Annotated in this window: 17 protein-coding genes; 11 read left to right on the forward strand and 6 right to left on the reverse strand. The window is 70.7% G+C overall.

What is annotated here, in order from left to right; all coding sequences use genetic code 11:
* Positions 1 to 207 precede the first annotated feature (207 nt).
* Positions 208 to 1,251: an N-acetylglucosamine kinase gene (locus G5C60_RS30940; protein ID WP_165264307.1), complete on the reverse strand. Its 1,044-nt coding sequence runs from the start codon at positions 1,249 to 1,251 to the stop codon at positions 208 to 210.
* 22 nt (positions 1,252 to 1,273) lie between these two features.
* On the opposite strand from G5C60_RS30940, the gene G5C60_RS30945 reads away from it, so the two are divergent.
* Positions 1,274 to 2,563 carry a glycoside hydrolase 5 family protein gene (locus G5C60_RS30945; protein WP_165264327.1) on the forward strand — a complete coding sequence of 430 codons (1,290 nt, stop codon included), beginning with the start codon at positions 1,274 to 1,276 and terminating at the stop codon, positions 2,561 to 2,563.
* A 49-nt stretch (positions 2,564 to 2,612) separates the two neighbouring features.
* On the opposite strand, the gene G5C60_RS30950 is transcribed toward G5C60_RS30945, so the two are convergent.
* Positions 2,613 to 4,091, reverse strand: a complete 1,479-nt coding sequence (locus G5C60_RS30950; protein WP_165264308.1) for a glycoside hydrolase family 3 protein — start codon at positions 4,089 to 4,091, stop codon at positions 2,613 to 2,615.
* A 152-nt stretch (positions 4,092 to 4,243) separates the two neighbouring features.
* Here G5C60_RS30950 and G5C60_RS30955 point away from each other — a divergent pair, with 152 nt between their 5' ends.
* The 3 genes from G5C60_RS30955 to G5C60_RS30965 are packed head-to-tail and all read left to right on the forward strand — an operon-like array spanning position 4,244 to position 8,016.
* A complete protein-coding gene (locus tag G5C60_RS30955; RefSeq protein WP_165264309.1) occupies positions 4,244 to 4,924 on the forward strand; it encodes a polysaccharide lyase family 7 protein in 681 nt (226 codons plus the stop codon).
* 3 nt (positions 4,925 to 4,927) lie between these two features.
* A complete protein-coding gene (locus tag G5C60_RS30960; protein ID WP_165264310.1) occupies positions 4,928 to 5,677 on the forward strand; it encodes a heparin lyase I family protein in 750 nt (249 codons plus the stop codon).
* 38 nt (positions 5,678 to 5,715) lie between these two features.
* Positions 5,716 to 8,016 (forward strand): glycosyl hydrolase family 95 catalytic domain-containing protein, encoded by a 2,301-nt coding sequence (locus tag G5C60_RS30965; RefSeq protein ID WP_206440214.1) that lies wholly within the window; start codon positions 5,716 to 5,718, stop codon positions 8,014 to 8,016.
* Between the two features lie 104 nt (positions 8,017 to 8,120).
* On the opposite strand, the gene G5C60_RS30970 is transcribed toward G5C60_RS30965, so the two are convergent.
* A complete protein-coding gene (locus tag G5C60_RS30970; protein WP_206440215.1) occupies positions 8,121 to 9,008 on the reverse strand; it encodes a PhzF family phenazine biosynthesis isomerase in 888 nt (295 codons plus the stop codon).
* Positions 9,009 to 9,288: 280 nt separating this feature from the next.
* Here G5C60_RS30970 and G5C60_RS30975 point away from each other — a divergent pair, with 280 nt between their 5' ends.
* The 6 genes from G5C60_RS30975 to G5C60_RS51240 all read left to right on the forward strand — a co-directional run bounded on the left by G5C60_RS30975 (position 9,289) and on the right by G5C60_RS51240 (position 14,946).
* Positions 9,289 to 11,775 (forward strand): sensor histidine kinase, encoded by a 2,487-nt coding sequence (locus G5C60_RS30975; RefSeq protein ID WP_165264312.1) that lies wholly within the window; start codon positions 9,289 to 9,291, stop codon positions 11,773 to 11,775.
* An 11-nt stretch (positions 11,776 to 11,786) separates the two neighbouring features.
* Complete coding sequence (locus G5C60_RS30980; RefSeq protein WP_165264313.1) at positions 11,787 to 12,212, forward strand: roadblock/LC7 domain-containing protein; 426 nt, start codon at positions 11,787 to 11,789, stop codon at positions 12,210 to 12,212.
* 1 nt (position 12,213) lies between these two features.
* A complete protein-coding gene (locus G5C60_RS30985; RefSeq protein ID WP_165264314.1) occupies positions 12,214 to 12,570 on the forward strand; it encodes a DUF742 domain-containing protein in 357 nt (118 codons plus the stop codon).
* On the forward strand, positions 12,557 to 13,180 hold the full coding sequence (locus G5C60_RS30990) for a GTP-binding protein (protein ID WP_206440216.1): 624 nt from the start codon (positions 12,557 to 12,559) through the stop codon (positions 13,178 to 13,180). Before G5C60_RS30985 ends, G5C60_RS30990 begins: the two co-directional genes overlap by 14 nt.
* Before the next feature lie 214 nt (positions 13,181 to 13,394).
* Positions 13,395 to 14,420, forward strand: coding sequence for a lysylphosphatidylglycerol synthase domain-containing protein (locus G5C60_RS30995; RefSeq protein WP_165264316.1), 1,026 nt, complete (start codon positions 13,395 to 13,397; stop codon positions 14,418 to 14,420).
* 160 nt (positions 14,421 to 14,580) lie between these two features.
* A complete protein-coding gene (locus G5C60_RS51240) occupies positions 14,581 to 14,946 on the forward strand; it encodes a hypothetical protein (RefSeq protein ID WP_206440217.1) in 366 nt (121 codons plus the stop codon).
* Here the strand turns inward: G5C60_RS51240 and G5C60_RS31000 are convergent.
* From G5C60_RS31000 to pepN, 3 genes are read right to left on the reverse strand one after another with little or no spacing between them, the layout of a single operon-like run.
* A complete protein-coding gene (locus tag G5C60_RS31000; protein ID WP_338145982.1) occupies positions 14,933 to 15,394 on the reverse strand; it encodes a protein kinase domain-containing protein in 462 nt (153 codons plus the stop codon). The genes G5C60_RS51240 and G5C60_RS31000 overlap by 14 nt on opposite strands.
* A gap of 21 nt (positions 15,395 to 15,415) precedes the next feature.
* The gene (locus G5C60_RS52420; RefSeq protein WP_241267203.1) at positions 15,416 to 15,598 is read right to left on the reverse strand and encodes a hypothetical protein; all 183 of its coding nucleotides are present in this window, start codon (positions 15,596 to 15,598) and stop codon (positions 15,416 to 15,418) included.
* A gap of 21 nt (positions 15,599 to 15,619) precedes the next feature.
* Complete coding sequence (gene pepN / locus G5C60_RS31005; RefSeq protein ID WP_165264317.1) at positions 15,620 to 18,058, reverse strand: aminopeptidase N; 2,439 nt, start codon at positions 18,056 to 18,058, stop codon at positions 15,620 to 15,622.
* A 699-nt stretch (positions 18,059 to 18,757) separates the two neighbouring features.
* Here pepN and G5C60_RS31010 point away from each other — a divergent pair.
* Positions 18,758 to 19,714 (forward strand): effector-associated domain 2-containing protein, encoded by a 957-nt coding sequence (locus G5C60_RS31010; RefSeq protein WP_165264318.1) that lies wholly within the window; start codon positions 18,758 to 18,760, stop codon positions 19,712 to 19,714.
* Positions 19,715 to 19,742 lie beyond the last annotated feature (28 nt).

Genomic DNA, 19,742 nt, shown 5'->3' on the forward strand with positions numbered 1-19,742 from the left:
GGTACAAGGGGCGGGTTTCCTGAGACAAGCCCTACGCGACGGGCATACGACGCACCGGCCCACGCCCCCTCCCGCCGGTGGGAGGGTGCGGGTGGGTGGTGGCTTGGGGCATGGTGGCTTGGGTGTGGTGGCTTAGGGCGTTGCGGTTCCAGGGGCGCCCCTTCAGGGGCGCGGGGAACTGCGCGACCAGCCACGACGAACCCGCGCTTAACAACGAACCCAACCGCTCAACCCGCGGAGCGAACCCGCCAGCGCCACCGCGCCCTGACAACCGTCCGTAACCTGGTCGACCTCCAGTCCAAGGTCCCGCAGGCGGCCGAGTACAACCTCTGTCAGAGGACCGCCCGCGCCGAGCAGCCCACCGGTGGCGACCAACCGCTCCCCCGGGCGGCAGCCCAACGCCCGGACCGTGTCGGTCAGATGGCCGGCCGCCTCGCGGAGGATCGTCCGAGCGACAGCGTCCGCGCGGCGGGCCGCCTCGCTCACCAGTGGCGCGAGCCCGGCGAGTCGGATCGGCGGCTCCGCCATGACGGCGGGCAGCAGCCGCATCCGGTACGCCTCGCGCTGCGCCCGGGACCAGGAGGCCGAGACGGTGGCCGGATCGTACGGAGCGTCGGCTCCGCCATCCGGCAGCGCATCGGGCGGGACCGCGAACGCCCGGCCGACCGCCTCGGCCAGCCGCGTGGAATCACCGCGCCCGTCCGCCATGCGCAGCGCCGCTCGAACCGCCTCGCGGCCGATCCAGAAGCCGCTGCCGTCGTCGCCGAGCAGCCAGCCGTCGCCGCCCGCGGTGGCGGTGCAGCGGTGGCCGGTGATGCGGGCCGCGACCGCGCCGGTGCCGGCCACCAGCGCGAGGCCGTCGGCGGGGGCGCCGGGCGCGGAGGCGAACGCGGCCTCGATGTCGCTGTAGACCTCGACCGATGCGGCGGTGATGTCCAGCCGCCGCAGCGCCGAGGTGAGGGCGGAGTGCGCGTTGAGCCGGCCGGGCTCGTCCGCGGCGGTCCGCGAGGCGCCCGCGAACCCGCCCGCCACCGCCACCACCCGGCCGCGCAGCCGTTCCGGCACGGCTTCCGCGACTGCCTCGGCAAGGTGGTCGGTGAGCTGAGGCACCGGGACGGTCAGGGCGTTGCCCGGCCCCGCGGCGCCCTCGCCCCGCGGGCGGCCGTCGCGCGCATACGCCAGGACGGCGCGCGTACGTGTGCCGCCCGCGTCCAGGCCGACCAGGAAATCCTGGTTCAAATCATTGTTCATTGGCGACCATGGTGGTTGATACATTCGCCGGAGACAAGGCCCGACGGGGCCCGACGAGGAGGAGGACCCCATCAGTACTCCCAATGCGCCCGCGCTCCGCTTCGGTGTCAACTACACCCCGCGACGCGGCTGGTTTCACTCCTGGCACGACTTCGATCCGGCGCACGCACGCGAGGACCTGGCCCAGATCGCCGGCCTCGGCCTCGACCACGTACGGATCTTCCACCTCTGGCCGCTCCTCCAGCCCAACCGCACGCTCATCCGCACCACCGCCGTCGACGAGTTGGTGCGGCTCATCGATCTGGCGGGCGAGGCGGGCCTCGACGTCCTTGTGGACGGTGTGCAGGGCCACCTGTCCAGCTTCGACTTCTATCCGGAGTGGACCCGCAGCTGGCACCACCGCAACGTGTTCACCGACCCCGAGGCCATCGACGCACAGGCCGGACTGCTGCGCGTCCTGGGCCACGCCCTCGCCGACCGCCCCAATCTCATCGGCCTCCAGCTCGGCAACGAGCTCAACAACCTGGTCGAGCACAACCCGGTGACGGCCGAGCAGGTGGACCACTACCTCGACACGCTGCTCGACGCGGCGCGTGAAGGCCTTTCCGGGAGTGCTCCCGGCCGCCTGGTGACCCACTCCGCGTACGACGCCGCCTGGTACGGCGACGACCATCCGTTCACCCCCGAGGCCTCCGCCCGCAAGGGCGACCTGACCACCGTCCACCCGTGGGTGTTCTCCGGCGACTGCGCGCGCCGCTACGGCCCCCGCTCCCCGCAGGTGCTGCATCTCGCCGAGTACGGGGTGGAGCTCGCCAAGGCGTACGCCGTGGACGTGGACCGGTCCGTCTGGGTCCAGGAGACGGGCGCGCCCGAGCCGCACATCCCCGCGGCGGACGCCCCGGAGTTCGCTCGCGCGACTGTGCTCAACGCGGCCGGCTGCGCGGGCCTGTGGGGTGTGACCTGGTGGTGCTCGCATGACGTGGACCGCTCCCTGGCCGACTACCCGGAACTGGAGTACACCCTGGGCCTCTTCGACTCCGTGGGCCGAGCGAAGCCCATCGCCACGGCCCTCGCGGACACGGTGGCGAAACTGCGCACGGGGTCACACCCGGCGCAGCCGCGTGACACCGCCCTGGTCCTGGACTGCACGCCCGGCACACGGTCCGCGTCCGGCCCGGGCGGTGCGTACTTCGAGGCGTGGATGCGGTTGCGCACGGAGGGCGCGCGCCTGGCGGTGGTGCGGGCCGATCGGGCGGATGATGCGGAGTACCTGGCGGCGCGGGGAATCAGGGAGGTCGTTCGGGTGCAGTGAGCGTTCGTCGGGTGCCATGAACACGGGCTGCACCTTCACAGCCAGCCCGTCAGACACCCACCAGCACCTCCGCCACCGCCCGCAGGTTCACCCGCCCCCTCCCGTACGAGCACACGTCACCGCCGTCCGGCAGTCCCGTGGAGACCCTCACCGCATCCGGCCGGCGGGCCAGGAGGGCATCCCGGAGAACGGACTGCCAGGGGTGCAGCCCGGCGTCGCACGTGGCCACCACCAGCGGCACGCCCTCGGCCCGCCGCAGGATCTCGGTGACAAGGCCCGCCGCATCCGCCGGAGCGTCGGTGACCACCGTCCCCGTGGCCGTGGGGTCGAGGGCGCGTACCTCCGTCAGCAGGTCCTCGCCGCCCCAGTTGAGCGCGGGATGCGGCGGCGGAAAGAGGTCGACGACATGGGCTCCTCGTACCGGCGCCGCAGGCACCCGCACCGCCCGCCGCGCGCCCTCCAACCCGGCCCCGGCGTCCCACCCGGCAACCGCACCGCGCCTCGCCGGCGCCGCATACCGCTCAGCCAGTCGTCGAGCCCGGTCCGCAGCCTCCCGCACCCGTTCCACCGACAGCGCACCGCTGCCCACCGCATCCAGCACCGCGTCCCGGCACCCGACCGTCACCGCCAAGTCCGGTACGGCGACGATGACTTGGTCGGCACCGGCCGCGAGGGCGAGCCGCGCCCCGGCCGCCTCCCCGTACCTGTCCGCGATCGCCTTCATCTCCAGCGCGTCGCTGACCAGAACACCGTCGAAGCCGAGCTCGTCACGCAGCAGGCCGCTCAGAATGCGGGGGCTCAGCGTGGCCGGACGGTCGGGATCCAGTGCCGGGAACACGACATGCGCGCTCATCAGCATCGGCACACCCGCGGCAATCGCGGCCCGGAAGGGAGCGAGGTCGAGTTCGTCATACGCCCGCGGGTCGACCGCCACATCGTGGTGGCTGTCGGTCACGGTGCCCCCGTGCCCGGGAAAGTGCTTGGCGCAGGAGGCGACGCCGCGCGCCTGCGTGGCGGTGATCCAGGCGCGCAGGTGGCGGGAGACGAGCTCGGGATCGGCGCCGAAGGAACGGGTCCGCACGATCGGGTTCCGCGGTTGGTGCTGAAGGTCGGCGACGGGGGCGTACGAGGCCGTGATGCCGAGCGAGGCCAGGTGCCCGGCCAGCGCGTCGGCGCACCGGGCGGTGAGTTCGGTGTCGTCCACGACGCCGAGCGCGAAGGAACCGGGGACTTCGGGCGCGTCCGCACTCACCAGGTGCCCGATGCCGCCGCCCTCGTTGTCGATGCCCACCAGCAGATCAGGCCGGATGGCCCGCAGCGCATCGGTCAGTTCACGGACCTGTTCCGCGTCGCGCACATTGCGGGTGAAGAGAATGACCCCGCCGAGGCCGCGGTCGATGAGCCGCTTCAGGGTGTCGGGGACCGTCGTGGTGCCGTCGAATCCCGCGACGAGGCAGCGGTGGACGGCCTCGTCCAGGTCGGACGGCAGGGCGGCCGGACCGGCGGACGCGTGCTCGGTGTGGGTCACCCCGGGAATCCTCCCACTCCACGTGAGCAAGGTCCAGACTTAGCCTCCAGCACATCGGATCTCTCCTTGGCGTGTTCGACGTATTGACGCGCTTCTCTCCCAGCTTCTACGTTGCGCCGAGAGATAGCTCCGATGAATCGCTGGAGGATGGCATGAACCCGACAAGACCCACAAGACGCACGGTTCTGGCAGCCGGAGGCTTACTCGCCGGAGGCGCCGCCTGGGCGATGACCCCGTCGGTGTCCTCCGCCGCGGCCGCGTCTCCCACGGACGGCTGGGACAAGACCTCGTTCACGTACAACATGCAGAAGCCGTGGAACCTCGACCTGAGCGATCGCTACAGCAACAGCGGCGGCGTCCACCGGATGTGGGTGTACGACACCGACGAGTCCATGTCGCAGAGCAGTTCCACCGATCCGCGCACCGAGATGCGCTGGAAGCAGGAGTACACGTCCGGGCAGCACATGTGGGACGCCGACGTGTATATCCCGTCCGGCACGAACGGCGCGACCTTCGTGCAGATCCTCCGGGTGATCCATCCCGAGGGCACCCCCGCCACGGACTTCATGCTCAACGCCTACAGCGCGAGCGGCGGCACGGTGAGGGCGTACGACCGTACGGTCCTGAAGACCAACGCGTACAACAAGTGGTTCAACGTCAAGCTGGAGCACAATGCCTCCAGCCGCAGCGTCAAGGTCTACTTCGACGACGAGCTGGTGCTGACGACCCAGGACCGCGGCCCGGCCACCCGCCACTTCAAGAACGGCGTGTACCACCACGGCAGCGGCCGCGCCGAGGCGCGGTTCCGCAACATCACGTACTGGACGCGGTGAGTCATGCGGAGACGAAGGGCACTCACCGTGCTCGGCGGACTCGGGCTCGCCGGTGCCACCGCCGCGCTCCTGCCGGGACGGGCGGACGCCGCGGGCGAGGTGTACTTCCAGAACCGCGGCAGCGTCGAGGGCTGGGACCACGCCTACACACAGAAGGACGGCGTGATCGAGACCGTCGGCTCGCCCACCTACAAAGGCGCTCACGCGCTCGCGGCGACGCAGACGTACATCAACGAGACCGGGGGCTACCACTCCGAGGTGATCAAGCGCGGCGCCCAGAGCGTCGGTCAGGACCGGTACTACGGCCAGGCGATCCGTCTCGCGTCCGACTGGACGTTCCACAACCAGAACGTCACCTTCCAGCAGTGGTCGCCCGAAGACCCCGAAGGGCCCTGGCTGTTGATGTTCGTCATCGGGTCCACGATCCAGTTCGGCGGCTCCGGCGGCATCAAGGGGACGGCCGGGTCGATCAGCGGCCTGCGGGGCACCTGGATCAGGATCGTCACCCGGCTGAAGCTGGCAGGCGACGGCCAGGGCGCCTTCGAGGTGTGGCTGAACGGCACGAAGACGGTGAGCCGGACCGGCATCACCGTGCTGCCGTCCACCTCGCGGACCATCCGCTGGTCCAACGGGATCTACTGCACCGCCTGGCGCGACGGCACGCCCGGCGGCGGGCGCACGCTGACGGTCCTGCACGACAACCACCGGATCGCCTCGACGTACGCCCTGGCCGATCCGGCCGGCTGGGCCTGACGCCAACCCCCCACGTTCTCTCTCTTGGAGGCACCCGCATGACCTCTCGCAGAGCAGTGCTCGGCTCGGCGCTGGCCGGCACAACTCTCGCCGCACTTCCGGAAGTTGCCCAGGCCGCCGATTCCTCCCCTGCCGCCGATTCCTCCCCTGCCATCGGTCCGGTGGGCGGCCGCTGGAAGCTCCGTAACCGCATGGAGTCGGACGGCGCCTGGGCCGATTTCCTGCGCCGGCAGGATCTGGTGTGGCGCAAGATGCCCACGCTGTGGCACGAAGGGCCGTTCCTGGGGGACGGACGGCTGGGCAGCATGGTGTACCGGGAGCCGGGTGCGAACAGCATCCGCTTCACCGTGCAGCACGGCGAAGTACAGGACCACCGGCCGCAGTTCGGCAGTGGCTGGGGGACCTGCCGGCTGCCCGTGGGGCATCTGACGCTCGACCCGGTCGGCACCATCAGCGCGGTCGACTGGCGGTTGAGTCTGTGGAACGCCGAACTCACCGGCACGGTCACCACCGACAAGGGCACCCTGAAGTTCTCCGCCCTCATCCACGACGGGCTCCTCGCCACGCGTGCGACGGCCGACGGCGACGAGGAGGTCCGCTGGACGTTCCACCCCGAGGAAGCCGTCAGCCCCCGCAAGATCAGCGAGGCGCCACCCGCCGGATACGTCACCAACCCGCCCTGGACCACCCGGACTTCCGGCGGCATCGAGCAAGTCCTCCAGCCGCTCCTCGGCGGCGGCCAGACCGCGACGGCCTACCGCCGCTCGGGCGACACCCTGCTGCTCAGCGTCGCCCACAGCTACCCCTCGGACACCCGGGCCGGGGAAGCCTCGCTCAGGAAGGTCCAGCGCGCCGCTCCCTACGGTGTGCTCCGCACGCAGCACACCCGCTGGTGGCACGCGTTCTACCGCAAGAGCTTCGTCTCCATCCCCGACGAGCGGCTGCAGAGCTTCCACTGGATCCAGCTCTACAAGGTCGCGTCGGCCAGTCGTGCGGGCGGCCCCGTGATGGCCACCTGCGGGCCCTGGCTGGAGCCCACGCCCTGGCCCGCCGTGTGGTGGAACCTCAACGTCCAGCTGGAGTACTGGCTCATCCACGGCTCCAACCACCTGGAGCTCGACTCGCTGGCCACCACGCTCCGGCAGAGCCAGGAACAGCTGATCGCGAACGTGCCCGCCGCCTACCGGGCGGACAGCTCCGGAGTCGGCCGCAGCTCCGACATGTTCATGAACCGCAGCGCCCCCACCCCGGGCAGCGGCGGCGAGTCGGGCAATCTGACCTGGGCGCTGCACAACGCCTGGCTGAGCTACCGGCACAGCATGGACGAGGCGCTGCTGCGCGACACGGTGTTCCCGCTGCTGCGCCGCGCGATGAACTACTACCTGCACTTCCTCCAGCCGGACAGCGACGGCAAGCTGCACCTGCCGTCGACGCTGTCCCCGGAGTACCCGGTGGTCCCCCCGAAAGACACCAACTACGACCTGGCGCTGATCCGTTGGGGCTGCACCACACTCCTGGAGGCGGCCGAGCTACTCGGTATCGACGATCCGCTGAAGCCGCGCTGGCAGGAGGTGCTGGCCAAGCTCACGCCGTACCCGGTGGACGAGAACGGCTTCATGATCGGTGCGGACACCCCGTACGCCCAGTCCCACCGCCACTACTCCCACCTGCTGATGGTGTACCCGCTGTATCTCGTGAACTGGGAGCAGCCGGAGCAGCGCGAGCTGATCGAGAAGTCGATCGTCCACTGGCACGCGGTGACCGGATCCCACCGCGGCTACAGCTATACGGGCGCCGCGTCGATGTACGCGATGATGGGCCGCGGCTCCACGGCGCTGGAGTACCTGAAGAAGTTCTTCGATCCCAGCACGCGCTACCCGTGCCGGGCCAACACCCACTACACCGAGGCCGGTCCGGTCATCGAGACCCCGCTGTCGGCGTCGCAGTCCCTGCACGACATGCTCTGCCAGAGCTGGGGCGGCGTCGTACGCGTCTTCCCCGCAGTCCCGGACACCTGGGCCGATGTCACCCTCCACGACTTCCGCACCCAGGGCGCCTTCCTCATCAGCGCGGTCCGCACGGACGGCGTCACCCGTTTCGTACGCGTACGGAGCCTGGCGGGTGAGCCGCTCGAACTCCGGCACGGTCTGACGGGCGGCCCGGTGACCGCAGTCCTCGACGACGGCCAGCGTGCCCGCACCCGCCCCACGGGCGAGGGCACGCTGGCAATCGAACTGCCCAAGGGCCGAGAAGTACTGCTGTACGCCGGCGACCGCCCCGACCTCGACATCGCTCCGGTGGCGGCGAGCGAGCCGGGCGAACCGTGGGGCCTGCCGTAGCAGACCCTTATCGGCGCAGTTCCCCGCGCCCCGTAAGGGGCGCGGGGAACTGCGCGACCAGCCACAGCGGACCCGCACCTTCGAACCGCCCTTCCAGCGGAGCGCTACCGCGGGTCACCGATCGGGCATGCCCGACCGGTGACCCGCACCCGCGGATCCGTCGGGTCGATGTCCACCAGCAGTTCGCTGGGGCGTCCCATGTCCTCGCCCTGACGGACGGTGAGGGTCAACGGCTCGCGGACCAGGCCGAGAGTCCGCAGGTAGCCGCCGAAGGCGGCGGCGGCCGCTCCCGTCGCGGGGTCCTCCACCACACCTCCGACCGGGAAGGGGTCGCGGGCGTGGAAGAGGTCGTCCGCCTCGCGCCAGACCAGCTGGAGCGTCGTCCAGCCGTACTGCCCCATCACGTCCGCGAGGCCGTCGAAGTCGTACGCGAGATCCGCCAGCCGGGCACGGGAAGAGGCGGCCAGCACGAGATGCTCCGCCCCGCCGAAGGCCACGTGCGGCGGCAGCCCCGGGTCGAGGTCGCCCGGTGCCCAGTGCAGCGCGGCGAGCGCCGCGCCGGTCTCGTCCGGTGTGGCGGGGCGGGAGCGCGTGGGGACGCTGGTGAGGGTGGCGCGCACTGTCCCGTCGGGGTCCGCGACCGTCGACAGGGGGATCTCTCCGGCCGGGGTGTCGAAGACGAACTCGCCGGGACCGTTCCGCTCGGCGAGCGCCACCGCGGTCGCGACGGTGGCGTGCCCGCAGAACGGAACCTCGAGGAGAGGGCTGAAGTAGCGCAGCCGGAATCGGCCCGCCGCGTCGTCCCGGGCCGTGACGAACGCCGTCTCCGAGTAGCCCACTTCCGCAGCGATGGCCAGCATGCGCTTGTCGTCGAGGCCGGCGGCGTCCAGGACGATCCCGGCGGGGTTGCCGCCGGCCGCACCCGAGTCGGCGGAGCGCTGCGGGGTAAAGGCGGAGTAGCGCAGAACGTCCGTGCTCATGTCGAGGGTCATGGCTGCACGCTCCCATGAGGCGGCCATGACGAGAAACGAGAATTACGGAAGATGACGGTGGTCAGCCGTCTGCCCGGGACCATCACCGCGCTGTCGCGGCTGGCGCACCACGTCATCACCAAGGTTTTAGGTCTCTCACGGTGCGTACGGCCGCTTGTACGGATAGCATCCTGCGCACCCCTTTGTCCCGTACCGGATACGCGGCCCCCCACCGCGTTCCTCTCACAAGTCCACTCCCCGCTGTCCCCTTCCGCTCACCGCTCATCGCCCTAGGACGACGATGTCTCCACGGACAGGTCCCCGCCGTCTCGGCTCCATACGTCTCTCCCTCATCCTTCTGGCCCTGGTCCCCAGCGTCACCCTCGCCACGATGTGGGGTGTCACGACGACGCAGATGTTCTCCGAGGGGCTGCAGTTGCGGTCCCAGACGGAGCTGAGCAGGTCCACCGGGGCCATGGGCACCGACGCCACGCTCGCGCTGCAGCGGGAACGCAGCCTGTCGGCCGCGTGGCTGGCCTCGCCCGGCGCCTCCAGGGCCGCCCTGGACAAGCAGCGAAAACAGACGAACGCGCAGGTCGCGAAGCTGAGCGGCCGGTCGGACGCGATCGACAAGGCACCCGACCGGATCGGGGACCGGCTGTACTCCGTCATCGCCGCGGCGGGGAGCCTGGAGTACTACCGGGGTCAGATCGACGACCGCACCGACATCACCGCCGAGCAGGCCCTCGACCAGTACACCTCGATCATCGACGACCAGATCCACGCCTTCCAGGAGCTCTCCAAGGTCGACGACGGGGATCTCACCTCACAGGCCGAACCACTCGTCGCGCTGGAACACGCGGCGGAACTGGTCTCCCAGGAGAACTCCCTGCTCACCCTGGCCTGGCCGTCCGGGAAGCTGGACGAGGAGTCGCGGATCCGTTTCGTCCAGCTGGTGAACGCACGGCGCTGGCTCGTCGAGGACCAGATCGTGCACTCCCTGACCGGCACGGCGAGGGCCCAGACCGAGCGCATCCTCCAGGGGTCTGCCTGGAAGAACCTGGAGGACATCGAGAACCAGGTGCTCCAGGCCCGTACGACCGGCAGCGGCAGCGACCGGAAGGTCAACCTGCCCGACGCGCGGCAACAATGGAACGCCTCGATGGGCGAACTCTCCGTCGACTACCCGAATCTGATTCAGCGTCAGACCGGCGAACTGCTCGACCGCAGCAGTGACGAAGCCGACAACCTGCTGGTCAAAGCGGCCGCACTGAGCGCCGGCGGACTGGTCGCCCTGCTGCTGTGTGTCGTCCTGTCCTGGCGCATCACCCGCTCCCTGTTCCGTCGGATGCGCGGCCTGAGGATGGCCACACTCAGCCTGGCTCAGGAGCGGCTGCCCGACGTGGTCGCACGGCTCGACCGGGGCGAGAAGGTCGACGTGGACTCCGCCGCGCCTCCCCTGGACTACGGCCGGGACGAACTCGGCCAGGTGGCGCAGGCGTTCAACACCGCGCAGCGCACGGCGGTCCACACCGCGGTGGAGCTCGCCGACACCAGACGCGGCTTCGAGAAGGTGATCCTGGGCATCGCCCGGCAGAGCCAGAACCTGGTCAATCTTCAGCTCAGCAAGCTCGACGCACTGGAGAGGGAGCACCAGGACCCGCACATCCTCCAGGGCCTGTACGAACTCGACTCCACCGCGAGCCAGCTCCGCCGCTACGAGGAGAACCTCGTCATCATCAGCGGCGAGCGGCCGGGACGCAGCTGGAGCGAACCGGTCGCGCTGATCGACATCCTGCGCAGCGCCGTCGGCGAGGTCGCCGAGTACCAGCGGGTGGAGGTGCACACCGACGAGGAGGTGTACATCGCGCCGCCCGCGGTGGCGGACGTCATCCATCTGCTGGCCGAACTCATCGACAACGCGACCGTGTACTCGCCCGCCCCCAGCCCGGTGGGTGTGCGGGCCGCGATGGTGGCCAAGGGCCTGGCCATCGAGATCGAGGACCGTGGCCTGGGCATGTCCGAGGAGGACTACGAGGCGTTCAACGCCCAGTTGGCGGTGCAGCCGCAGTTCGACGTGGTGGCGCTGGCCGACGATCTCCGGCTCGGCATGTTCGTGATCGCCCGCCTCGCCACGCGGCACGGCATCGCCGTCACGCTGCGCGCCTCGCCGTACGGCGGAACGACCGCGATCGTGCTCGTCCCGCACGACATCGTGGTGCGCGAGGACCCTTCCATGGAGGGCCCTTCCATGGATACGGATGCGGGTGCGGACGTCGTCGGCTCGGCGAATGCTCCGGCCCGAGATTCGGACTCCTCGGTCCGGAAGCAGGTCGATCCGCTCGGGTCGGTCGGGTCGGTCGGGTCGGTCGTGGCGGGCTCCGTCGGTACGCCCGCACCGGGTCGGCCCGCTCACGAGCACACGCACGAGCACACCCACGAGCGCACTCGGGAGGCGCAGCCCGCCTCCGCCCGCCGGCTCGACGGCCTCACTCCCCTGCCGCGCCGTGTGCCGCAGACCAGCCTCGCCACCGAGCTGAAGGAGGACTCCGTACCCGCCGAGGCCGAGGACCCGTTCGAGGACTTCGACGCGGAGCGCGCCGCATCCTCGCTCTCCGGCTTCCAGCGCGGAACACTCCGGGCCCGTGACGGCGATGACGACGACGCCGATGACGACGATGAGGAGTGGACGTACGACAAAGGAGGAAACGAAGGAGTAGAAGCCGCACCCGATAGCCCAGGTGCGCAGGTCCCCGCTTCCGGCGCTCCGACCGCAGACCGCTCATGAAGGACAGAGAAATGACACGCCCCATCCCCGCCACGCACAGCCAGCTCGACCAGCTGCTCACCGGCCTCGTGGACCGGGTCGCCGAAGTGAACCACGCCGTCGTGCTCTCCGACGACGGACTGGTGGTCAGCAGGTCCACGGCGTTCCTGCGCGACGACGCCGAGCGTCTTGCGGCGACCGCGTCCGGCCTGGTGAGCCTGAGCAAGGGCGTCAGCATGGACTTCCGCGGCGGCCCCGTACGGCAGGCGCTCATCGAGATGCGCAACGGCTACCTGATCATCACCGCCGCAGGACCCGGTGCCCATCTCGCCGTGCTCACCCACCAGGGCGCGGACGTCGGCGTGGTGGCGTACCAGATGAACCTGCTCGTGAAGAAGATCGGCGAGCACCTCAGCGCGGCACCGCGAGGCGCGGTCGCCGCCGGCAACGGCGAGTGAGGTGAGCGGAGGCGACGCGGCCGGCCGTCTGGTACGGCCGTTCGCTCTGACTCGCGGCCGGACCCGGCCCGACCGTACGGACTTCACCCTCATCACGACGGTGACCGCGGTGGATCCGCCGCCCGCCTGGGGCGTCCGTCCGCAGCCCGAGCACGCGCGGATCCTGCGGCTGTGCGCGAAGCCGATCGCCGTCGCGGAACTCGCCGCCCACCTCGATCTCCCGGTGAGCGTGGTCACCATCATGCTCTGCGACCTGCTGGAGGCGGGCCGGATCACTGTCAACCCGCCGCGTCCGGTCTCCGGGACCCCGGACATGGGCCTGCTGCAGAAAGTGAGGGAGGGCCTTGGCCGGCTCTGACGCAACCGTCAATGGGACTTCAGCTCAAGTGACTTCGGCTCAGGGAACTTCAGCACCCGACACGGTCAAGATCCTCATCGCCGGAGGGTTCGGTGTCGGGAAGACCACCATGGTCGGGTCGGTGAGCGAGATCGTCCCGCTGCGCACCGAGGAACGACTGACCGCCGCCGGTCTGGACGTCGACGACCTCCACGGCATCCCCGAGAAGCGGGCCACCACCGTGGCCCTGGACTTCGGCCGGATCACGATCAGCCAGGAGCTGGTGCTGTACCTCTTCGGTACGCCCGGACAGCAGCGGTTCTGGTTCATGTGGAACGACCTCGCCATCGGCGCCCTGGGGGCCGTGGTCCTCATCGACGTACGCAGACCCAAGTCCAGCTTTGCCGCCATCGACTTCTTCGAGCGGCGGGGCATCCCGTTCGTCGTCGGCGTCAACGGCTTCCACGGACAGCATCCGTACCGGCCCGAGGAGATCCGGGACGCCCTGGCACTGCCGGAGGGAACCCATGTGCTGCTCTGCGACGCACGCGATCGCGAGTCGTGCCAGGAGGTGCTGATCGCCCTGCTGGACCAGTTGATCGCCGCTTCCGCGAAAGCCTCGGCGCCTTAAGGACACAAGGGCTCCTTAAGGACACAAAGGAGCATCTTTGCTGTGAAAACCGGGCAACGCCCTCAGCCCCGTCGCCCGCCCGCTGGCGCTCCTTCGGCTTCCGGACACCGTGCCGTCACACCGGCAGGGAACGGTTCCCGCAGTCCCCTTTGCCTCGCCTTGTATCCGTCCGCCCGCGCCCCAACGGGCGTGACGCGAAAGGACGACGTGCGCTGTGTCCCTGCTCCCGCTCGACGAACTCCCCGGGCCGCTCCCCGCCACCACCCAGGCCCCGTCCGCTCTCCCCTCTCCTTCTCCCTCCCCCTCAGCCGCACGCCACGCCCTCAGGGGCCTCAGCCTGCTCCCGCTCCTGCTGGTCGCGGCGTGGGCAGCGCTCGACTGGCGAACCGTGTCCGACGGCGCCGCCCGGCTGACCTCCGCCGACCCCTGGTGGCTGCTGGCCGGGTTCTTCTTCATGTGCCTGGGCTGGGTGGCAGCCGCGTGCGTCCGGCAGGGCGCCGTCCCCGAACGGCTTCCGCCAGGGCTGCTGCTCGCGTCTCAGGTCGCCGCCGGCACCGCGAACCATGTACTCCCGGCGAGCATCGGCGCCCACGCCGTCACCCTCCGCTTCCTCCAGCGCCAGGGCATATCCCTCGCCAGGGGCACCGCCTCGCTGGCCCTGTACTCGCTGGTCAAGCCCCTGGCGAAGACGCTGGTACTCCTCGTCTTCCTCGTGGCCTTCCCGGGCGTGCTGGGGCTGGGTGAACTCTTCCCGGACGAGCGGACGTTGCTCCTGGTCGCCGGGGGTGCGGGGATCGGTCTGACCGTGGCCGCCGTGCTCCTGACGTTCGTACGTCCGCTGCGTCGCCCGATCCTCGACTTCGTACGCACCGCCCTGACCGACGCCCGGCTCCTGCACACCCGGCCCGCCCGCGTCCTCGCCCTCTGGGGCGGAGCCGCGGCCACCCCGCTGCTCCAGGCAAGCGTGATCGCCTCGGTCGGCTTCTCACTGGGCCTGCCGCTGACCTGGGCACAGGTGACCTTCGCGCTCCTCGTCGCCAGCACCGCGGTCGGAGCCGTACCCGCACCGGGCGGCATCGGCCCCATCGACGCGGCACTGGTGTTCACCATGGTCCTCTTCGGCGCCCCCATGAGCCTGGCAACGGCAACGATCATCGGCTACCGCGTCCTGACGATCTGGGTGCCTCTGCTGCCGGGGATGCTCGTGCTCTCGATCCTGGTCCAGCGGAGGGTGCTGTGACCCGGGGTGCTGTGACCCGGGGTGTTGTGCTCCGCGCCGAACTCGGGGGCCCACTGGGCCGACGGTGCCGGCCCCCGCGGCGACCAGCCCTCCGGCCGCTAGCCCCCACAGCAACTGCCGCCGGGACGGGGCCGGTTGCTGTGGGGGCGCACCGGCCGGGATGTCCGGGAGCGTCACCGGGGCGAGGTACTCGACCCGGCTCACCATGTTCCCGTCGATCCCGTCGATCCCGTCGTTCCCGTCTGCCGAGCCGCGCTCCGGAAGCCGGCGTTCGTCGCTCCGTTCGGGGTCCGGGTCCGGTGCGGGCCTCGGCACGGGGCCTGGCGCGGCGGTGAACCAGCCCGGCCGTACGCTCTCGCGCAGCGACCGCGCCGTGTGCCCCACGGCCGCGACCACCTCCGCCGGAGTGGACCGCTGCTCCGGTTCCTCCCGCAGGCAGGACTCGATCAGCGGGCGCGTCCTCTCCGGTACGCCGGACAGGTCGAAGTCCCGGGCCATGACGCGCATGAGGATCACCGCGTCCTAGCCCTCACCGAAGACTCCCGCCCCGCGACCGCATACGCGAGGACCGCACCCAGCGCGAACACGTCGCTCGGCGGCCCCACTTGACCGTTGTTGCGGATCTGCTCGGGCGAGACATAGCCGACCGAGCCGACGACGACTCCGGTGCGGGTCAGCGCGGTCGCCTCCAGGGCCCGTACGATCCCGAAGTCGATGACCCGCGGACCGTCCGCGGCCAGCAGGATGTTGGACGGCTTCAGGTCCCAGTGCACCATGCCCCTCGCGTGGATCGCGGTCAGCGCCTCGCCCAGGGCGGCGGCCAGTAATCGCACCGCGTCCTCGGACAGCGGACCGTGGTCCAGGACGGCATCGCGCAGGTTCGGCCCGTCCACGAACTCCGTTGCCATCCAGGGCCGTTCGCCCTCGGTATCCGCATCCACGACCCGCGCGATGAACGTCCCGGCCTCACCCACGCTCTGCGCCGCCCGCACCTCCTACCGGAACCGGGCACGGAAGGTGCGGTCCTCGGCGTGCTCGCCCCGCACCACCTTCACCGCCAGCCGCAGCCCGGTGCCCGACTCGGCGAGACAGACCTCGCCCATGCCACCGGCGCCGAGTCTGCCCAGGACCGCGTACGGCCCGATCCACCGAGGATCCGTCTCACGCAGCGCCGGCACTACGAACTCCCTCAGCCGGTGTCAGTCCATGGTTCGGGCGTGGAGCATTCGGCTGACAGCGTCCGAGCGTTCCAGGAGGGTGTTGCGGACCACCGGGGCCGCCTCTTGGGCCGCCTGCTGGGCCTTTTCGATGTACGTGGGGTCGATGGCGTGCGGTGGGAAGAGGTGGCTTGCGAAGACCATCGCCGCGATCATTCCGCCTCGGTGCAGGTCCGGGATCGAGTCCAGGTAGCGCTGGGTGTAGGGCGTCAGCAGGGCGTCCTGGGCGGGGCGCCAGAACGCCGCCGCCACCTTGCCGACCGAGTTCACAGGGACCGCGCGGTCCACCGCCAGCTTCTGCCAGACCTCCGCCTTCGCGGCGGGATCCGGCAGGGCGGCCCGTACGGTGAGGGCGCGGACCCAGGCGTCCGGGTCCGGGTCGCGTTCCAGCAGGAGGGCGGCCTCGGACGGGACGTTCCCGCCCAGTTCCGCCTCACGGACCAGCACGCGCCAGCGCAGGTCCACGTCGTCGCCCGCCTGTTCGCGGAGCCAGGCCAGGTCGTCCGGGTCCGTCGCGGTGCGGGCCAGACCGCGCAGGGCGACCTGTCGGCGGCCGGGGTCCACGGCGAGGCGCCGGCAGGCCTCCGCCACCGCCGCCGTCAGTCCGGCGCGTTCGCCGGGCGGCGCCCACAGTTCGGCGATGTTCGCGGCGAGCGTCAGACAGGGCTCGATCACGGCGTCGGATGTCTCAGCCGTGAGGACCGCGGTGATGCACCGCCCGGCTTCCGCCGCCGTGGCCTCGCCGGTGGTCAGCATGTCCCACACCGTCGCCGTGGCCACGCCCCGGGAGATGGCCGTGGGCAGTTCCGCCGCCATGCGGAAGAAGGCGTCCCTGGTCGTGGGGTCGGGGCGGCTCGTGGCGAAGGTCAGGTCGTCGTCGTTGATCAGCAGGATGTCGGTGTCCGCTTCGGGCGGGAGGCCGGTGACCGGAGTACGGGTCTGCGTCACCTCGACGCGTACCAGCGCCCTGCGTTCGAGGGCTTCGCCGTTCCTGCCGTACGCGCCCACCGCCAGCACCTGCGGGCGCGGGGTGCCGGCGGCCACCAGCGTGACGGTGTCGCCGTCGCGTTCCAGGGAGAAACGGTCGGTGCCCGCCGTCGCGAGCCAGGCCGTGCGCCAGGCGTCCAGGTCGCGCCCGCCGGCCTCGGAGAGGGCGTCGATCAGGTCCTGGAGCGTGGTGTTGCCCCACGCGTGGCGGGCGAAGTAAGCGGTCATGCCGGCCCTGAAGCGCTCTTCGCCGACGTACGTCATGAGCTGCTGGAGGACGGAGGCGCCCTTGGGATAGGTGATGTTGTCGAAGATCGACGCGGCCTGGGCGACGTCGTGGATGGGCTGGTGGATCGGGTGCGAGACGGGGCCCTGGTCGGAGAGGTACGCCTTGAGCTTGTCGTCCGCCAGGTGGCCGGCCCACGCGTCGGTGTACCGGGTGGCGCGCTCGGCCGCCCAGTGGCAGGCGAACTCCGCGAACGCCTCGTTCAGCCAGAGGTCGTCCCACCAGCGCATGGTGACGATGTTGCCGAACCACATGTGCGCCATCTCGTGCAGGAGCACCTTGGCCAGCAGCTCGCTCTCGGCGGGCGTCGGCGTGGCCCGCCGCAGGAAACCGTCCGACCAGGTCACGCAGCCATAGTTCTCCATCGCCCCGCCGAACTCGGGCATGAACACCTGGTCGTACTTGCGCTGCGGGAACGGCATCGCGAAGGCCTCACCGAAGAAGGCGAGGCCCTGGCGGGTGAGGGTGAAGATGTCGTCGGCGTCGCGGTCGAGGATCGGGGCGAGGGAGCGACGGGCGTAGAGGCCGAGGTCGTGGCCGTCGGCCTCGCGGCGGATCTCGTGGAAGGGGCCCGCGTTGACGACGGTGTTGTACGTCGACAGAGGCGGGGTGTCCGGGAAGGTCCAGCGGCGGGCCGAGTCCAGCTCCTCGACGCGCGGGTCACCGGAGTTGCCGGTGACGGTCCACGCGGGCGGGGCCGTGACGGTGAAGGCGTGCGGGGCCTTGAGGTCGGGCTGGTCGAAGCACGCCCAGACGAACCGGGCCTCGTCCGGTTCGAAGCTCATCCACACGTAGACCTCGCCGTCCGCGGGGTCGGTCGCCTTGTGCACCCCCTCACCCGTGGTCGTGTCGGCCTGGACGCTCTCCACACGCAGCACGTTGTGCCCGGCCAGGGCGGGGAGGGGTATCCGGCCGTCGCCGGTGGGGGTGAGGGAGCTGCCGTTCAGCGTGGCGCTCCGTACCTGTGCCGCGCAGTCCACGAAGGTCTCCGCGCCCGGCTCATGACAGGTGAAGGCCACGGTGGAGACGCACCGGACCTCCGGCCCGTCGGGCAGGCCCGTGAGGTCGATCTCCACGTCGTATCGCTCGACCGTCAGCAGTGCGGCCCTGCGCTCGGCTTCGGTACGGGTCAGGCTCCGGATCTCCATGCGTTCTCCCTCGGCAGACAGCGGGCGTCAGCGTATGCCGAAGGGCGGCGGTGGACGCAGGAGTTTTTGGCATGCTTGTCAGCCTGACGGGTGCGCCGGCCGGGGGCTGCCGGTCGGCACAGCACCCGGGCCGGGAACACGCCGGGGCACTGGTGCACGTCGCGGTCGCGACCATGATGAGGCGGCGAACCTCTCGGAAGCTGATCAACTCCAGCTGTGCCACCGGCCGTTGTTCGGGCTCGCGGCCTCGGACTGCACCGTCCGCCGCACGCCGGCCGCGCTCGACCAGGTCACCCTGGTGGAGATCGCAAAGGGGCGGGCGCGGGCGCGCCGACCCGTGCGAGTTCACTGCGTCTGCGGCCGGGCGGCTGCCCCCGGCTGACGGTGGCGGGCAGGCGGCCGACCACATCCGCGTGCTCACCGCGGCACAAGTCCAAGCCTCATGGGGCCCAGTTGACGGGCTCACAGGGGGTGATCGGCATCAGGGGGTGGTATCGCACGTTCAGCACCACTGAGCAACGGTCGCCACGAGTACCGGCGCGACCGGACATTTCCAGTGGCGGACGGTCACACTGAGCCCACTCTGCGCTCTCGCCGAAAGCCAGTCGGGTGCGTAGCCTTTTCCTCAGGCTCAGCATGACTGATCCGTCCTCCACCGGGGGAGGGTACGCCCGCGAGCCTGGAGGGGGGTGCTAGGTCGTGGGCAACTGGCGCGTTCGGGTACGGGGCCCCGGCGGGGAAGGCCTGTGCGGCGCGGGAGTCTTCATCGGCAGCGGCCGGATCCTGACCTGTGCGCATGTCGTGACCGAAGCCCTGGGGCGCCCCGAAGAGCAGATGGTCCCCGCCGACAGCGCGATATTGGTGGACTTCGCACCGTCCGGGGATGCGCGGCCACGGCGCGCGAAGACGGTCGACGGCGGCTGGTTACCGGCCCGTCCCACGTCGGGGGACATCGCAGTCCTGGAACTCGAAGCGGGCGAGCCGCCCACAGTGGCACGCCCGGCGGCCCTGTTCGCGGGCGACTGGGCGGAGCGGACCGAGGTGAGCGTCTACGGCCATCCGCGCCCGGGCCTCGGCGACGGTCTGTGGGTCGAGGCGACCGCTACCGGGCCCGGCGGCCCCAACCCGACCTGGCGGCAGTTGGACGGCAGGGCGAACGGCGTGGCGATCCAACGGGGATTCAGCGGGGCCGGCGTGTGGGACCGCCGCCTCGACGGTGTCATAGGCCTCGTCGTCGCCGCGTATGCCTCGTCCGTCGAACGGGTGGCGTGGATGTTCCCGCTTGCCGCCGTGGCTCGCGAGTGGACACCTCTGGCCGCCCTGATCAAGCCGGGAAACGCCCTGGGAGGCATCCCGAGGACCCTGACGGCGCGTCAATGCGCCGAGCTGGCACGGCTGATCGCCTCGATACCGGCGTTCGGCACTCTCGGCGCTCGTCAGGATCTCGTCTCACTGATGCGTCCGGAGATCGGCTCAGTGGTGGCTGAACGCCCGGAACCGCATGCGCACTTGTACCACTTGGTGCGTACGAGTTCTGACTACGAGGGAGGGCTTGACGAACTCATCGGCGCTGTAAGGACGTTGGTAGGGGACTCCCGTGCCGCCCGATCGATCGCCGCCGAGGTGCGGCGTTTTGAGGAGGAGGAGCGCCGGTGAGTGGACATTCGACATGGTGCGTGGCCGA

This window comes from Streptomyces scabichelini (assembly GCF_011045015.1).
Classification (GTDB): domain Bacteria; phylum Actinomycetota; class Actinomycetes; order Streptomycetales; family Streptomycetaceae; genus Streptomyces; species Streptomyces scabichelini.

What these genes read in the sequence shown, in the direction of transcription:
- G5C60_RS30940 (WP_165264307.1), bottom strand. Translation starts at nt 1,251, where the DNA reads ATGAACAATGATTTGAACCAGGATTTCCTGGTCGGCCTGGACGCGGGC.
- G5C60_RS30955 (WP_165264309.1), top strand. Translation starts at nt 4,244, where the DNA reads ATGAACCCGACAAGACCCACAAGACGCACGGTTCTGGCAGCCGGAGGC.
- G5C60_RS30960 (WP_165264310.1), top strand. Translation starts at nt 4,928, where the DNA reads ATGCGGAGACGAAGGGCACTCACCGTGCTCGGCGGACTCGGGCTCGCC.
- G5C60_RS30965 (WP_206440214.1), top strand. Translation starts at nt 5,716, where the DNA reads ATGACCTCTCGCAGAGCAGTGCTCGGCTCGGCGCTGGCCGGCACAACT.
- G5C60_RS30970 (WP_206440215.1), bottom strand. Translation starts at nt 9,008, where the DNA reads ATGACCCTCGACATGAGCACGGACGTTCTGCGCTACTCCGCCTTTACC.
- G5C60_RS30975 (WP_165264312.1), top strand. Translation starts at nt 9,289, where the DNA reads ATGTCTCCACGGACAGGTCCCCGCCGTCTCGGCTCCATACGTCTCTCC.
- G5C60_RS30980 (WP_165264313.1), top strand. Translation starts at nt 11,787, where the DNA reads ATGACACGCCCCATCCCCGCCACGCACAGCCAGCTCGACCAGCTGCTC.
- G5C60_RS51240 (WP_206440217.1), top strand. Translation starts at nt 14,581, where the DNA reads ATGTCCGGGAGCGTCACCGGGGCGAGGTACTCGACCCGGCTCACCATG.
- pepN (WP_165264317.1), bottom strand. Translation starts at nt 18,058, where the DNA reads ATGGAGATCCGGAGCCTGACCCGTACCGAAGCCGAGCGCAGGGCCGCA.